Raw genomic sequence first — 15180 nt, 5'->3', positions numbered from 1 at the left:
TCGATTGCTTGGGGAGGGACGGCTCGTGGCGTGGCCGCCCTTGGATTCAAACGGTTGTTTACAGGCCCCGCTTGGCCGGCGCGAGTCAAAAATCCGTAGGGTTTGCGAGCGTCGAACGCGGGTCTATCAGGCGTTAAATACATCACCTTAGGGGAAGCAAGGCATGGCTCAGGGACTGTTCTCGCTGGAGGGTCGCGTCGCCCTCGTCACCGGCGGCTCGCGCGGCATCGGCAAGATGATCGCCAAGGGCTTCCTCGATGCGGGCGCGGCTCGCGTCTACATCTCCTCGCGCAAGCCGGCGGCCTGCGACGAGACCGCCGCCGAGCTGGGCGAGCGCTGCATTTCGCTGCCGCAGGACGTCTCGACGGTGGAGGGCTGCCAGGCCTTGGCCAAGCGCCTGACCGACCTCGAGCCGAAACTCGACATCCTGGTCAACAATGCCGGCGCCGCCTGGGGCGCGCCCTTCGCCGAGTTCCCCGAGAGCGGCTGGGACAAGGTCGTCGACCTGAACCTGAAGTCGCCGTTCTTCCTGACCCAGGCGCTGCACGGCGCGCTGAAGGCCGCCGCCAGCCATGACCAGCCGGCCAAGGTCATCAACATCTGCTCGATCGACGGCATCCGCCTGAACCCGCAGGAGACCTACTCCTATCATGCGAGCAAGTCGGGCCTGATCTATCTGACGCGCCGCATCGCGGCCGAGCTGATCAAGGATTCGATCAACGTCACCGGCATCGCGCCCGGCGCCTTCGCCTCGGAGATGAACCGCGTGGCGCGCGACCAGGGCGACGAGATCGCCAAGCGCATCCCCTCGCGCCGCATCGGCCGCGACGAGGACATGGCCGCGGCGGCGATCTACCTGGCGAGCCGCGCCGGCGACTACGTGGTCGGCGAGACCATCGCCGTCGACGGCGGCGTGGCGCTGGCGAGCACCGGCGGCCTCTAGGCTTCGGTGTAAACTTCCAACGGACGGCCACGCTTTCGACGGTTTTGCGTTATGACCTGCTCAAGCGAATTTGCAGGCGTCGCGTTTGACCGAGTCCGAAACTAACCCGCCGTCACGGGCGGCCCGGCGTCGATGGCGCCGGGTCCATACGGCGCTGGCCGCTGGGGTGATCCTGGCCGTCGTGGTCGGCGGCACGGTCTATCTGACGCGCCGCGCGATCGCCCGCGAGCTGCTGGTCGGCTGGCTGGAATCGCGCGGCGTGCCGGCCGACGTCGAATTCCGCGAGTTCGAGTTCGGCGGCTTCACCGCCCGAGTGCGGGCCGGCCCTGAGAAGGACCCCGACGTTTCGGTCGAGCGGGTCGAGGTCCGCTACGGCTTCACCGGCTTCTGGTCGGGCGAGGCGCCCGGCGTGCGGGTCACCTCGGTCAAGCTCTACCGCCCGGTGGTCAAGGGCGCATTCAAGCGCGGCAAGCTGAAGCTCGGCACGCTCGACCCGCTGATCGAGGAATTCACCAGCCGACCGCCGCAGCCGCAGGGGCCGCAGCCGCGGATCGAGATTCACCGCGGGGTGCTGCGGCTCGACACCGACTACGGTCTGCTGAAGGCCCGCGCCGATGCGCGGCTGGCGGACGGGCGGCTGATGGCGATGGACGCGCAGCTCGAGCCCGTGGCCCTGAAGGGCGAAGGTGTGGCCGCGCGGCTGGGCGAGGCCAGCCTGAAAGTGGCGACCACCCGCGGGCGCGTGGACGTGCTGCTGTTGGCGCCGGTCGAGGCTTTGGAGGCGCAAGGCCTCAAGGCGCAGGACGGCCGCGTGCGGCTGTCGGTCCAAGCCCCCTATCCCGACACCGTCCGCAAGCGCGGCGAGGGCAGGGTGATGGCGCGGCTGGAGGCCTCGGCCGCGCGGGCCGCTTTCGGCCAAGACAGCCTGGAAGAGCTGCGGCTGGTCGCCAACTTCGACGGTGCGACCCGCGGCTGGATCGAGACGCTGGTGCTGGAGGGCGACGGCGACCTGGAGGTCGGCGCGCGCGGCGGCAAGGTGGCGGGCTTCACGCTCGCCGGCCTCAAGGGCGAGGCCTCGTTGGGCGACGTGCGCTGGACGCGGGCGGCGGGCGACGTCGTCTCCGGCGAGATCAGCAGCCGCGTCTCGGCCGATCGGGCGAGCGGCGGCGACCTGCGGATCACCGACGCCCGCGGCGAGTTCGCAGGACTGGCGGCCTATGATGGCAAGCGCGTCGACCTGGCCCTGCGCGGGGCGCTGGCCTCGCGCGGCGGCTGGTCGGGCCTGGGGCCGGTCGCGGCCAGCGATCCGGCCGAGACCGCGGCGCTCAAGCGGGCCCTGGCCGACTTCCAGCTGATCGCCAGTTCGATCGCGCTCAACGTCTCGCGCGAGGGGGTGTCGGTAGGGCTCGGCCAGCCGGCGGTGGTGCGCACCGCCAGCGGTGGCGAGCTTAGGCTGCACCGGGCCTCGGGCGGGCCGATTTACGTGAACGGCGGCGGCGGCTTCGACGTGCTGGTCCGCGGCGGCGGCTTGCCGGAGGCGACCCTGGCGGTGCCGCGCTACCGGCTGACGGCCGATGGGATTGTCGCCACGACGGCGTTGCAGGCCAAGGGCGGCTTTGCGCCGGTCAGCGCCGCCAGCATCGACGCGGCCGGCGAGGTGCGCATGGCGGGCGGCGCGATCGACTTCGTCGCCTCGCGTTGCGTCGCGCTGGCCGCCGGTCATGTCGAGCTGGGCGACAGCGACCTCGAGAAAGCGGGCGGCGAACTGTGCCCGAGCGCCGGCGCGCCGCTGATCAGCCTCAAGGGCGGAACCTGGCGACTGCGCGGCCAGGCCAAGGGCGTTGCGGCCGAACTGCCGTTCCTCGAGGCGCGCCTCTCGCAGGCCGCCGCCTCCATCGACGTCTCGGGCGCCGGGGCGGCGATCAACGGGCAGGTCGGCGTCTCGGCCGCGCGCTTGGACGACACCGCCGCCGAGACGCGCTTCAACCCCGTGCGGGCCAGCGGCCAGGCCCGGGCCCGTAACGGCGGCTGGCTGGCCGATTTCGCGCTGACCGATCTGGCTGGCCGGCGGCTGGCGACGGGCGACCTGCGGCACGGCGCCGACGGGCGCGGCGTCCTGGCCTTCGACACCGGCATGCTGACCTTCGAAGACGGCGGGCTGCAGCCGATCGGGCTCTCGCCCCTGGCCGCCATCGTGGCCTCGCCCGCCAACGGCCGGGCCCGCTTCGACGGCGAGATCGATTGGGGTCCTGGGACATCGACCAGCCACGGGACGCTGAGCGTCGAGCGGATGGACTTCATCAGTCCGATGGGCCCGGTGACGGGCTTGGCCGGCCGCGCCGAATTCAACAGCCTGATCCCTCTGACCGCTGCGCCGGGACAGGTGCTCAAGGCCGAGATGGTCAACACCCTGGTGCCGCTCACCGACGTCGACGTGGCCTTCGGCGTGGAGCCGGACGCCGTCACCGTGGGCGGCGCGCGGCTGGCCATGGGCGATGGGACGCTGTCGTTCGAACCGTTCCGCGTGCCGTTCGACCTGACCCAGCCGTGGAGCGGCGTGCTCGACATCGAGGGCGTGCAGGTCAAGGAGCTGGTCGAGGCCTCGCCGTTCGGCGACCGGGTCGACCTGGAGGCGCGGCTGACCGGCAAGGTGCCGTTCGAGGTGCGCCCCGAGGGCGTGCGGGTCAGCGCCGGGCGTCTGCGCGCCATCGAGCCGGGCCGCCTGTCGATCCTGCGCGAGGCGCTGGTGCCGGTGGCGGCGCAGGGCGGCGGCGTGGTCGGCGCGGCGGTCGAAGGCGCGCCCACGGTTCCTGTGGCGCCGCCGGTGACCGAGACCGGCGAGATCAACGCCTTCAGTGAATTCGCCTACCAGGCCATGGAGCATCTGGCCTTCGACACCCTCGACGCCGAGGTCAACAGTTTGCCGAACGGGCGTCTGGGCGTGCTCATGCATCTGAAGGGCGAGCACACGCCGCCTAAGAAGCAGGAGATCCGCCTGACCCTGATGGACCTGATCCGGCGCGATTTCCTGAACCGGTCGCTGCCGCTGCCCTCGGGAACCAAGGTCGACTTGACCCTCGACACCAGCCTGAACCTGGATCAGATCCTGAAGGACTTCGGCGAGTACCAGGCGTTGCGCGGTTCACAAGCCGTTCAGCCGGAATAATCCACCTTGGCCGTGAATTTGGAGACGACCATATGATGAGAACCTTGCCAGTCGTGGCGGTCCTGACCGGAGCGGCCCTCACCAGCGCCTGCACGCCGACCGTGCGGGTCGAGGTGGCGCCGATCTCGATCTACGCCAAGCTGGACGCCGACGTCCGGCTGCGCCTGGACGACGACGTCAAGGCGCTGATCAAGCAGAACCCGAACCTGTTCTAAGGGGATAGAGCATGACCTATCGCAATCTGATGGCGCCCGTCGCCGCCGTGGTCGCCACCCTGTCGCTGGCCGGCGCGGCTCATGCCGATCCGGCCGCGGCCAAGGCCGCCGTCGACGCGGCCAAGGCCCAGGGCGTGGTCGGCGAGCAGGCCGACGGCTTCCTCGGCTTCGTCAACTCCGGCGCGGCCAGCGCCGACGTCCGCGCCGCCGTGGCCGAGATCAACGCCGGCCGCCGCCAGCTCTACGCGCAGGCCGCCACCCAGAACGGCGTCAGCCCGACCGCGGCGGGGGCCTCGGCGTTCCGCAGCGTGGTCCAGGGCAAGCTGCGTCCGGGCGATTTCTACCAGGACGCCGGCGGCGCCTGGGTCAAGAAGTAGGCCTTGGTCCACAAAGCAAAAGGGCGTCCCTCGGGACGCCCTTTTCGTATGTGGTGATCGGGGCGGGGTCGCGACCGAATTTTAGCTTCCCCGCCCGTCACCCTATCCGCCCTCCTTGCGGAGGCCCCGGATGCCGTGCCCGCGACGTCTGCGCGTCGCGGTAAGAACTCAAAAAAGTGAGCCCGCCCCACCCCGAAGAACGGGACGGGCTCAAGGAGAGACAACTGGGCGCGTGAGGCCCCGTGACGTCAGGCCGGCAGTACGAGTTGTTCCGACGCGATGGCGAAGCGCATGTTGGCCCGGCTGCGGGTCTCTTCGGACACCTTCGCCCAAGCCTGCTTGGCTTCGTCGCGGCTCTCGTACGGCCCCAGCACCTGGGGCGCGCCGTTCTTCAGCTTGGTGAAGGCGAGGCAGCTGTACTCCCCGCCGACAACCCAGAACCGTTCCTTGGTCATGGTCTCTTGCTCCCCCGGCTCCCGCCGGAACTGAGTCTTGTGAAAACCGATTTCGCCGGCCCGTCTCTTTGACAAGCCGTCGATCGAACCTAGCCGTTGGCGGGGCGGGGGCGAAGGGGCCGCCTTGTGCAACAAGGCTCACTTGTCACAGTGCTACCTTGTAAATGATGTAAATCTGTGACAATCCGACAGCATGGCCGTGACCACTACCGACCGGAAGCTGTTCCTGGGCGCGCGCCTCAAGCGCCTGCGCCGCGATCTGGGGCTCACCCAGACCCGCATGGCCGAGGATCTCGGCGTCTCGCCGAGCTACCTCAACCTGCTCGAACGCAACCAGCGCCCAGTCACCGCCCAGGTCCTGCTGCGCCTGGCCGAGGCCTATGACCTCGATCTCAAGAGCCTGGCGACCGATCCGGAGGACGGCGGCGCCTCGGGCCTCTCGGAGGTGTTCTCCGACCAGATGTTCCGCGACCTCGGCGTCGCCCGCCACGAGATCGCCGAGGTGGCCGAGAGCGCGCCCGGCGTGTCCGAGGCGATCGTGCGGCTCTATCGCGCCTATCTGGATCAGCGGCGGCTGACCGACCTGGGGGCCATCGGCCGTCCGGAGGAGGGCGGCGGGACCGGGCCGGCGGTGCTGCCCTCGGACTGGGTGCGCGACTTCTTCCAGGCGCAGAAGAACTATTTCGCAGAACTGGAGGAGGCGGCCGACGCGCTGACCGCGGATCTGGCCTGCGAGCCGCTCGACTTCGCCCTCGCCGCGCGCGAGCGGCTGGCCGGTCGGCATGGCATCTCGGTCCGCGTGGTGCCGGTGGAGGTGCTGCCGGAGTCGGTGCGCCGCTACGACCACCACCGTAAGCGCCTGTTCCTGTCCGAGGCCCTGACCGCCGAAGGCCGCGCCTTCGCCCAGGCCTATCAGCTGGCGATTCTCGAATACGGCCTTCTGCTTGATGCGCTCGTCGAGCGCTCCGGCCCGCCCGACCGCTCGACCCGCGGCCTGCTGAAGGTCTCGCTGACCAACTACCTAGCCGCCGCGGTGATGATGCCCTACGCCGCCTTCCATGAGGCGGCCGAGCGCAGCGCCTATGACATCGAGCTGGTCCGCGCCCGCTTCGGGGTCTCGTTCGAGCAGGCCTGCCACCGGCTGACCACCCTGGCGCGGCCGGGCGCGCGCGGCGTGCCGTTCTTCATGCTGCGGGTGGATTCGGCCGGCAACATCTCCAAGCGGTTCGCCGGCGCCACCTTCCCGTTTTCGCGCTTCGGCGGCACCTGTCCGCGCTGGAACATCCACACCAGCTTCCGCACCCCTGGCCGCATCGCCACCCAGATCGTCGAAACCCCGGACGGCCAGCGCTACTTCACCCTGTCGCGCACGGTCAGCCGCTTCGCCACACCCTATGCGGCGGGCGACACGGAGTTGGCGATCGGCATGGGCTGCGAGCTGAAGTTCGCTGAGCGGCTGGTCTATTCGCGCGGCATCGATCTGCGCGATCCGGTCGCCACCGCGATCGGCCCCGCCTGCCGGATCTGCGAGCGGCCGGCCTGCCCGCAGCGCGCCGCCGAGCCGATCAACCGTACACTGATGGTCGACGACTTCATCAAGTCGATCTCGCCGTACCCGTTCGCGTCAGGCTGACGCCTTGCGTGGCAAGGGGCTTGCGCTAGAGAAGGGGGCAGGGGCGGTTCAAGGCGTGCGGGTTCGGATGGTGGAACGAAAGGGCGTGCGGGCGACAGACCGCTTCCGCAAGAAGCGCGATGCGATCCTTGACGCTTCCACCGTCCTCCTGAACCAGCGCGGCGTGAAGGGGCTGACCCTGGCCGACGCCGCCGCCGCGGTCGGCCTGTCGACCACCAGCGTCACCTACTACTTCAAACGCAAGGACGACCTGGCCGCGGCCTGCATGATGCGCGGCATCGGCTGGCTGCAGGAAGCCGCCGAGACCGCCGTCGCCGAGCCGACCCCGGCCGACCGGCTGCACAAGCTGTTGGAGCTCTATTTCGAGCGTGTGCGGCTGATGGCGATCGGCGAGGGATCGCCGATGCCGACCCTGGCCGACGTGCGGGCGTTGAAGGACCCGCACCGCGCGACGGTGATCGAGGCCTTCGCCAAGGTGTTCCGCAAGGTGCGCACGCTGTTCGAGGCGCCGGAACTGGCGTGGCTGAACCGCGGCCGCCGCACCGCCCGCACCCACATGCTGCTGGCCCAGCTGTTCTGGTCCGGGGCCTGGTTGCACAAGTATGATCCCGAGGACTACGGCCGCGTGCGCGAGCGGGTGTTCGACATCCTGGTCGGCGGCCTGGCGGTGGAGGGCGCGAACTGGGCGCCGGCCCCGGTGCCGCTGGCCGAGCTGGCCGCCGGCGACGGCGCGGAGATGAGCCGCGAGACCTTCCTGCTGGCGGCGACGCGGCTGATCAACTCGCGCGGCTATCGCGGTGCGTCGGTGAACAAGATCTCCGAGGCGCTGAACGTCACCAAGGGCTCATTCTACCACCACAACGACGCCAAGGATGACCTGGTGGTCGCCTGCTTCGACCGCACCTTCGAGGTGATGCGCCGGGTGCAGCGGCTGGCCATGGCGCTGGAAGGCGACCAGTGGCTGCGGATCTCCAGCGCCTCGGCGGCGCTGGCCGAGTTCCAGCTGTCGCAATACGGCCCGCTGCTGCGGGTCTCGGCGCTGTCGGCCCTGCCCGAAGAGATCCGCATCGAGCAGGTCGCGCACTCCGACCGGGTGTCGGACCGCTTCGCCTCGATGATCTCGGACGGCATCGTCGAAGGCTCAATTCGTCCGGTGGACGCGGCTATCGCCGCTCAGATGCTGAACGCCACCCTGAACGCCGGCTCGGAGCTGACCTTCTGGCTGCCTGACGTCACCCAGAAGGCGGCGCCGGCGGTGTTCGCCCGTCCGCAGCTGATGGGTATCTTCGCTCGCTAGGCGCGCAGGACCACCACCTCGGCGACGTGCGCGCGCGCTGCCTTCTCGGCCCATACCTGTTCGACCACGTGCAGCAGCCGCTCGGCGGTGATCGGCTTGGTCACGTGGCCGTCGGCCCCGGCGCGGGCCGAGGCCTCGGCGTGCTCGGGCATGGCGTTGGCGGTCAGGGTGTAGATCGGGGTGCGGCGGCCTTCGCGCGCCTCGCGGCGACGGATCGCCGAGATCGCGGTCAGTCCGTCCATCACCGGCATCTGCATGTCCATCAGGATCAGGTCGAACGCGGCGCGGGCCGCCTCGTCCACCGCCTCGGCGCCGTTCTCGACCGAGACCAGGTCGATCCCCGCCGCGCCCAGGATCAGCTCTACCACCCGACGATTGGTCGGGTGATCCTCGGCCAGCAGCACCCGCATGGCGTCGAGCTCGGCCTCCTCGGGCGCGTGGGCCTCGTGCTCGCCCCACATCTCCACCGCCCCGTGGCGGCGCGGCAGCTCCAGGGTTAGGACGAAGGTCGCGCCCCGGCCGACCACGGCGCTGGCGCTCAGCTCGCCGCCCATCGCCTCGGCCAGCGAGCGCGAGATGGCCAGGCCGAGGCCCGTGCCGCCATACTGACGGGTGATCGAGCCGTCGGCCTGCTGGAAGCGGCCGAACAGCCGCTGGCGGGTCGCCTCGTCGAAGCCGATGCCGGTGTCGGCGACGGTGAACACCAGGTGGGTGGTGGTCTCGTCGCGGCGGGCGGCGACGGTCAGCCGGACCTCGCCCTGGGCGGTGAACTTGACGGCGTTGCCCAAGAGGTTGGTCAGGATCTGGCGGATACGCGGGCCGTCGCCCTCGAACGCCCCCTGGGCGTAGGGCTCGATCTCCACCTTGAGCGTCAGGCCCTTGGCCTGGGCGCTGGCCTCGAACAGCGCCGCGCAGGCGCCCACCGAGGTCGCCATGTCGAACGGCTCGGGCCGGATCTCGATGCGGCCGGCCTCGATCCGGGCGAGGTCGAGGATGTCGGTCAGCAGTGCTTCCAGCGTCTGGGCCGAGGTCTCGATCAGCTCGACCATCTCGGCCTGGTGCTGGCTCAGCTGCGTCTTGGCCAGGGCGCCGGCGATGCCCATCACTCCGTTCAGCGGGGTGCGGATCTCGTGGCTCATATTGGCGAGGAACTCGCTCTTGGCCTTGTTGGCGGCTTCTGCCTCGCCGGCGTACTTGACTAGGTCGCGCTGGGCGTGGTGGCGCGAGCACTCGTTGGAGGCGATGGCCGCGAGGTCGATCAAATAGCTCGCCAACTCGCCGTCATAGGCGTGCGGGCTGCGGCTGGCGACGCAGACCACGCCGATCGGCTGGCCGTCGGCCAACCGGATCGGGGCGCCGGCGTAAAAGCGCACCGCTTCGGGACCGACCACGTGCGGGTGGCCGCAGAAGCGGGCGTCGGTCAGGGCGTCGGCGACCCACAGCAGCTGGTCCTCGCCGACCACGACCTCGGAGAACGACTGGTCTTGGCAGATCTGCTCGTCGGTCCAGTTGGGGCCGACGCTGGCGTGCCAGGTGCGCTCGGCCCCGACCATCACCACGTCGCCGAGATCCAGCCGTGCGAAGGCGCGCGCCAGTCGGCCGATCCGCTCGAAGGTCGGCTTCAGCTCGTCCAGATCAAGGGTGGCGATGGCGGCCAGCCGCGCGGCCTCGGCCGGCGAGGCCGATACAGGCTTGGACATGTTCATCCCCCCGGGCCGCGTCCAGGCGCCCAAGATCGGGCGACGCGGTTAAGTTTCCGTCTTTTTCCGAACGCCGTTCGGCAACCTTTGGTCGATCAGTTGTGGAAAACTGTCAAGCTTGGGGATTTTTTGCAGCGATGGCGTCCGGCATGGCGAAAACCAACCCTCCGGCGCGGTGGGGCGGCTTCCGCTTATAGAAGCTTGATCTCGCGCAAACGTTCCTTGAGGAACTCGTCGGCGGTGATCGGGGCCAGGCCGCGATCGGGATGCTCGGGGGTGATGCAACCTGACAGGGTGCGGATCTCGTAGTCCGGATTGAAGTGCAGGAAGAACGGCGTGGAGTAGCGCGCAAAGCCGCGCCGCTCCGGGGCAGGATTGACCACCCGGTGGGTCGTCGAAGGCAGCACGTGGTTGGTCAGCCGTTGCAGCATGTCGCCGATGTTGCAGACCACCGAGCCGGGCGGCGGGTTGATCGCCAGCCACTGGCCGTCACGGTCCAGCACTTCCAGGCCGGCCTCCTCGGCGCCGAGCAGCAGGGTGATGACGTTGATGTCCTCGTGCGCCCCGGCGCGGATGTTGGGGCCGTCCTTGGGCACCGGCGGATAGTGCAGCAGCCGCAGGATCGAGTTGCCGAAGTTCACGGTCGGATCAAAGAACTGGCGGTCCAGTTTCAGGTAGGCGGCGATGGCTTCCAGCACCTGGCGGCCCATGCCGTCCAGCGCGTTGAACAGCCAGGCGATCTCGCGGTGAAATTCGGGAACCTCAGCTGGCCAGACATTGTCGGGCATGAACTCGCCGAACGGATGGCCGGCCGGCAGGTCGCGGCCCATGTGCCAGAATTCCTTGAGGTCGAAGTGCTTGGCGTCCTTGGCGGTCTCGATGCCGAACGGGGTGTAGCCGCGTTGGCCGCCGATCCCGACGACATAGGCGCGCTTCACCGCCTCCGGCAGGGCGAAGAACGCCTTGGTCGCCGCCAGCGCCGCTTCGATGCGCGCCTGCGGCAGGTCGTGATCAGAGATCACCGCGAAGCCGTAACGGGCGAACGACCCGCCTAGATCCTGGGAAAAACCGTCGAAGTCGCCGTCGAAACGCTTGAACGAAACCGGCTTGATTGTCTCTGTCGTCACGTCTGAACCTTCGTCCCGGCTCGCGGGAACCTTGACCGTAGCGCTCGCGTTCGCACCTGAGTTTCACGATCGAGGAGATCGCTTAATGCGCAAACTGACCGCCCTCGGGGCTTGTATCCTGGGGGCAGGGGCCCTTGCCGCCTGCACCACCACCGACCCCTACACCGGACAGGTCGTCCGCAACAACTCCGGCACCGGCGCGATCGCCGGGGCGCTGGGCGGGGCCGCGCTCGGCTACCTGACCAACACCAACCGCAGCGAGCAGGGTCGCAAGAATGCGCTGATCGGAGCGGGCATCGGCGCGCTCGCGGGCGCGGGCGTCGGCAACTACATGGATCGCCAGCAGGCCGAACTGCGCCGCGAACTGGCCGGCAGCGGTGTCGAGGTGCAGCGCCAGGGCGACAACATCGTCCTGCAGATGCCCAGCGACGTGACCTTCGGCTTCGACCGTTCGGACATCCAGCCGCAGTTCTACGGCGCGCTCGACGACGTGGCGCGCAGCCTGAACAACTATCCGCAGACCCTGGTCGACGTCATCGGCCATGCCGACTCCACCGGCCGCGCCGACTACAATCAGACGCTCTCGGAACGCCGGGCGCTGTCGGTGGCCGACTACCTGACCGGGCGCGGCGGCGTGCTGCGCGACCGTCTCTATGTCGAAGGCCGCGGGTCGACCCAGCCGATCGCCGACAACTCGACCGACGCCGGCCGGGCCAAGAACCGCCGGGTCGAGATCGTCCTGCGGCCCTATACGGGCTGACGGGCGCGGGCCTGCCCCCAGAGCGGGCAGGCCCGCTCCCTGCGCCGCTCCGGCGGCGGCCCCCGTTGCACCAGGGGGGCTTTTGACACCACATACGCGCGAGAGCCGTCCCGCTCGGAGGGGCGGCGAAGCGTATTGGAGCGTCGATGGCGGCAGAGGCTGCGGGGATGAATCTTGGGCACGCCGTCGCCCTGCTGGCCGCCGGCGTCGTGGCCGTGCCTCTGTTCCGCAAGCTCGGCCTGGGGTCGGTGCTCGGCTACCTGGCCGCCGGCCTGGTCATCGGTCCGTTCGGGCTGAAGCTGTTCGCTGATCCCGAAGCCATCCTGCACGTCGCCGAGCTCGGCGTGGTGCTCTTCCTGTTCCTGATCGGCCTGGAGATGCGGCCCAGCAAACTCTGGAGCCTGCGCGGCGAGATCTTCGGTCTTGGCGCGGCCCAGGTGCTGGTCTGCTGCGCGCTGCTGTCGGGCGTGGCCATCCTCGGCGGGCTGCTGCCTGCGGCGGCGGTTATCGGGGCCAGCGGCTTCGTGCTGTCGTCCACGGCCGTGATCATGAAGATGCTCGACGAACGCGGCGAGACCTCGACGGAGGCTGGCCAGCGCGCGGTCTCGATCCTGCTGCTCGAAGATCTGGCGGTGGTGCCGCTGCTGGCGCTGGTCGTGGTGCTCGGCTCGATGAGCGGCGGCGCGGTCGAGAGCGGCCGCCCGGTCTGGCTCGGCCTGCTGATCGGCCTCGGCTGCATCGCCGTGGTGATCGCCGCCGGCCGCTGGCTGCTGAACCCGTTCTTCCAGATCCTGGCCCGCACCGGCGCGCGCGAGATCATGACTGCCGCCGCTCTGCTGGTGGTGCTCGGCACGGCGCTGTTCATGCAGTGGGGCGGGCTCTCCATGGCCATGGGCGCGTTCCTGGCCGGGGTGCTGCTGTCGGAATCGACCTTCCGCTTCCAGCTCGAGGCCGACATCGAGCCGTTCCGCGGCATCCTGCTCGGCCTGTTCTTCCTCAGTGTCGGCATGTCGCTCGACCTGTCGGTGGTGGCGGCCGAGTGGGGTCTGATCGTGCTCGGCGTGCTGGCCTTCATGGTCGTCAAGGCGGCCGGCATCTACGGCGTCGCGCGGCTGTTCAAGGCCGGCAACACCGAGGCGATCCAGCGCGCGGCGCTGTTCGCCCAGGGCGGCGAGTTCGCTTTCGTGCTCTACGCCGCAGCGGTCGCCGCCGGCGTCATGGATGGGCGCACCAGCGCGGCGATGACCGCCGTCGTCATCATGTCCATGGCGCTGACGCCGCTGGTCGTGATCGTGCTGAACCGGGTGCTGCCGCCGCCGAAGGAGTCGATGGACGGGGTCGAACTGGCCGCCAACCTCGAGGGCCGCGTGCTGATGATCGGCTTTGGCCGCTTCGCCCAGGTGGTCAGCCAGCCGCTGCTGGCCCGCGGCATGGAAGTCTCGCTGATCGAGACCGACGTCGAGATGATCCGCGCCGCCGGCACCTTCGGCTTCAAGGTCTATTACGGCGACGGCACCCGGCTCGACGTGCTGCGCGCCTCCGGCGCGACCAACGCCGAGGCGATCCTGGTCTGCGTCGACAAGCCCGAGGTCGCCGACAAGATCGTCGAACTGATCAAGGCCGAGTTCCCGCTGGCCAAGCTGTTCGTGCGCGCGTTCGACCGCGGCCACTCGCTGCGGCTGATCAAGGCCGGGGTCGACTACCAGATCCGCGAGACCTTCGAGTCGGCCCTGGCGTTCGGCAAGAACGTCCTCATTGAACTGGGCGTCGACGAGGTCGAGGCCGCCGAGATCACCCGCGACGTCCGCCGTCGCGACACCGAGCGGCTGGAGCTGCAGGTCGCCGGCGGCATCGCCGAGGGGCGCTGGCTGATGCGCGGCAACATGCAGACCCCGACACCCGAGCCGTTCTCCGTCCCCCGCAAGGAGGGCGAGGCCGGCAACAAGGAGGCGGCCGACGCCATGAAAAAGTCGCCCAAGGCCTTGGCTGAGTAATTCTTCGCCATCTGGTGAATTTTTTCACCCGACCCTGTTCTCAACGACGCGCTGGCAGCTTAAAGGGGCCTCATGGCTGGAAAGACCCGCAACGACGCCGTGGACGCCCTGGCTGGGCTGCTCTTTGACGGCATGACCATCATGGCCGGAGGCTTCGGCCTCTGCGGCATCCCCGAGAACCTGATCGGCGCGATCAAGGAATCCGGCGTCAAAAACCTGACGGTGGTTTCCAACAACTGCGGGATCGACGGCTTCGGCCTCGGCGTCCTGCTCGAGAGCGGCCAGATCAAGAAGATGATCTCGTCCTATGTCGGCGAGAACAAGCTGTTCGAGCAGCTGTACCTCTCCGGCGCGCTGGAGCTGGAGTTCAACCCGCAGGGCACCCTGGCCGAGCGCATCCGCGCCGGCGGCGCCGGCATCCCGGCCTTCTTCACCAAGACCGGCGTCGGCACGCTGGTGGCCGAGGGCAAGGAGGTCCGCGACTTCGACGGCGAGACCTACGTGATGGAGCGCGGCCTTGTCGCCGACCTCTCGATCGTCAAGGCCCACACCGGCGACGCCGAGGGCAACCTCGTCTACCGAAAGACCGCCCGGAACTTCAATCCGATGATGGCCACGGCCGGCAAGGTCACCGTCGCCGAGGTCGAGAACCTCGTGGCGATCGGCTCGATCGACAAGGACCACATCCACACCCCCGGCATCTTCGTCGACCGCATCATCAAGGGCGCGGTCTACGAGAAACGCATCGAACGCGTGACCACGCGTCCCCGCGAAGAAAAGGCGAGCGCGTAAAATGGCCTGGACCCGCGACGAGATGGCCGCCCGCGCCGCCAAGGAACTGCGCGACGGCTTCTATGTGAACCTGGGCATCGGCATCCCGACCCTGGTCGCCAACTACATTCCCGACGGCATGCACGTGACGCTGCAGAGCGAGAACGGCATGTTGGGCATGGGCCCCTTCCCCTATGAGGGCGAAGAGGACGCCGACCTGATCAACGCCGGCAAGCAGACCATCACCGAGCTACCGAGCTCGTCCTACTTCTCCAGCGCCGACTCGTTCGGGATGATCCGCGGCGGCCACATCGCCCTGTCGATCCTGGGCGGCATGCAGGTGGCCGCGAACGGCGACCTCGCCAACTGGATGGTGCCCGGCAAGATGGTCAAGGGCATGGGCGGGGCCATGGATCTGGTGGCGGGCGTGAAGCGCGTCGTCGTGGTCATGGACCATTGCGAGAAGTCGGGCGCGCCCAAGCTGCTCAAGGAATGCAGCCTGCCGCTGACCGGCGCCGGCGTCGTCGACCTGCTGATCACCGAACTCGGCGTCTTCGAGATCAACCGCGGCAAGACCCCGGTGAAGCTGATCGAGCTGGCCCCCGGCGTCACCGCCGACGAGGTGAAGGCCAAGACCGAGGCGGCGTTCGAGGTCGCGGTCTAAGGCATCCGAGGCGGCCGGGCGTCCGTATCTCCACCAGACCGCGGCGGGTCTTGTTCCGCCGCCTCGAGGTGAGATCAT

Annotated in this window: 13 protein-coding genes; 10 read left to right on the top strand and 3 right to left on the bottom strand. The window is 69.2% G+C overall.

Annotation, left to right across the window (positions count from 1 at the left end; genetic code table 11):
• The first annotated feature begins 163 nt into the window (after window positions 1-163).
• The 4 genes from C0481_RS11430 to C0481_RS11415 all read left to right on the top strand — a co-directional run bounded on the left by C0481_RS11430 (window position 164) and on the right by C0481_RS11415 (window position 4701).
• Window positions 164-943, top strand: coding sequence for an SDR family oxidoreductase (locus C0481_RS11430; protein ID WP_293403754.1), 780 nt, complete (start codon window positions 164-166; stop codon window positions 941-943).
• An 85-nt stretch (window positions 944-1028) separates the two neighbouring features.
• On the top strand, window positions 1029-4109 hold the full coding sequence (locus C0481_RS11425; RefSeq protein WP_293403752.1) for a YdbH domain-containing protein: 3081 nt from the start codon (window positions 1029-1031) through the stop codon (window positions 4107-4109).
• A 32-nt stretch (window positions 4110-4141) separates the two neighbouring features.
• A complete protein-coding gene (locus C0481_RS11420) occupies window positions 4142-4324 on the top strand; it encodes a YnbE family lipoprotein (protein WP_293403750.1) in 183 nt (60 codons plus the stop codon).
• A gap of 11 nt (window positions 4325-4335) precedes the next feature.
• Window positions 4336-4701: a YdbL family protein gene (locus C0481_RS11415; RefSeq protein ID WP_293403748.1), complete on the top strand. Its 366-nt coding sequence runs from the start codon at window positions 4336-4338 to the stop codon at window positions 4699-4701.
• A gap of 248 nt (window positions 4702-4949) precedes the next feature.
• Here C0481_RS11415 and C0481_RS11410 read toward each other — a convergent pair whose 3' ends face one another.
• On the bottom strand, window positions 4950-5156 hold the full coding sequence (locus C0481_RS11410; protein ID WP_293403746.1) for a hypothetical protein: 207 nt from the start codon (window positions 5154-5156) through the stop codon (window positions 4950-4952).
• Between the two features lie 193 nt (window positions 5157-5349).
• On the opposite strand from C0481_RS11410, the gene C0481_RS11405 reads away from it, so the two are divergent.
• Together C0481_RS11405 and C0481_RS11400 are read left to right on the top strand one after the other, a co-directional pair.
• Window positions 5350-6789 carry a short-chain fatty acyl-CoA regulator family protein gene (locus C0481_RS11405; protein ID WP_293403744.1) on the top strand — a complete coding sequence of 480 codons (1440 nt, stop codon included), beginning with the start codon at window positions 5350-5352 and terminating at the stop codon, window positions 6787-6789.
• A gap of 67 nt (window positions 6790-6856) precedes the next feature.
• Window positions 6857-8086, top strand: a complete 1230-nt coding sequence (locus C0481_RS11400; protein ID WP_293403742.1) for a TetR/AcrR family transcriptional regulator — start codon at window positions 6857-6859, stop codon at window positions 8084-8086.
• Here C0481_RS11400 and C0481_RS11395 read toward each other — a convergent pair.
• Both C0481_RS11395 and C0481_RS11390 read right to left on the bottom strand, forming a co-directional pair.
• On the bottom strand, window positions 8083-9786 hold the full coding sequence (locus tag C0481_RS11395) for a GAF domain-containing hybrid sensor histidine kinase/response regulator (RefSeq protein ID WP_293403740.1): 1704 nt from the start codon (window positions 9784-9786) through the stop codon (window positions 8083-8085). The two genes, C0481_RS11400 and C0481_RS11395, sit on opposite strands and share 4 nt — an antisense overlap.
• A gap of 191 nt (window positions 9787-9977) precedes the next feature.
• Window positions 9978-10913, bottom strand: a complete 936-nt coding sequence (locus tag C0481_RS11390) for a 2OG-Fe(II) oxygenase family protein (protein ID WP_293403738.1) — start codon at window positions 10911-10913, stop codon at window positions 9978-9980.
• 85 nt (window positions 10914-10998) lie between these two features.
• Between C0481_RS11390 and C0481_RS11385 the strand changes: the two genes are divergently transcribed.
• The 4 genes from C0481_RS11385 to C0481_RS11370 all read left to right on the top strand — a co-directional run bounded on the left by C0481_RS11385 (window position 10999) and on the right by C0481_RS11370 (window position 15102).
• Window positions 10999-11673, top strand: coding sequence for an OmpA family protein (locus tag C0481_RS11385; RefSeq protein ID WP_293403736.1), 675 nt, complete (start codon window positions 10999-11001; stop codon window positions 11671-11673).
• A 167-nt stretch (window positions 11674-11840) separates the two neighbouring features.
• Entirely contained in the window at window positions 11841-13667 is a 1827-nt protein-coding gene (locus tag C0481_RS11380; RefSeq protein ID WP_293403734.1) for a monovalent cation:proton antiporter-2 (CPA2) family protein, read from the top strand.
• A 72-nt stretch (window positions 13668-13739) separates the two neighbouring features.
• Entirely contained in the window at window positions 13740-14459 is a 720-nt protein-coding gene (locus C0481_RS11375; protein WP_293403732.1) for a CoA transferase subunit A, read from the top strand.
• A gap of 1 nt (window position 14460) precedes the next feature.
• Window positions 14461-15102 carry a 3-oxoacid CoA-transferase subunit B gene (locus C0481_RS11370; protein WP_293403730.1) on the top strand — a complete coding sequence of 214 codons (642 nt, stop codon included), beginning with the start codon at window positions 14461-14463 and terminating at the stop codon, window positions 15100-15102.
• The last annotated feature ends 78 nt before the right edge of the window (window positions 15103-15180 follow it).

This window comes from Phenylobacterium sp., from assembly GCF_013822795.1.
GTDB lineage: Bacteria > Pseudomonadota > Alphaproteobacteria > Caulobacterales > Caulobacteraceae > Phenylobacterium.
Note: the sequence above shows the minus strand (reverse complement) of the source record. Positions and strands in the feature narration are given on the sequence as shown.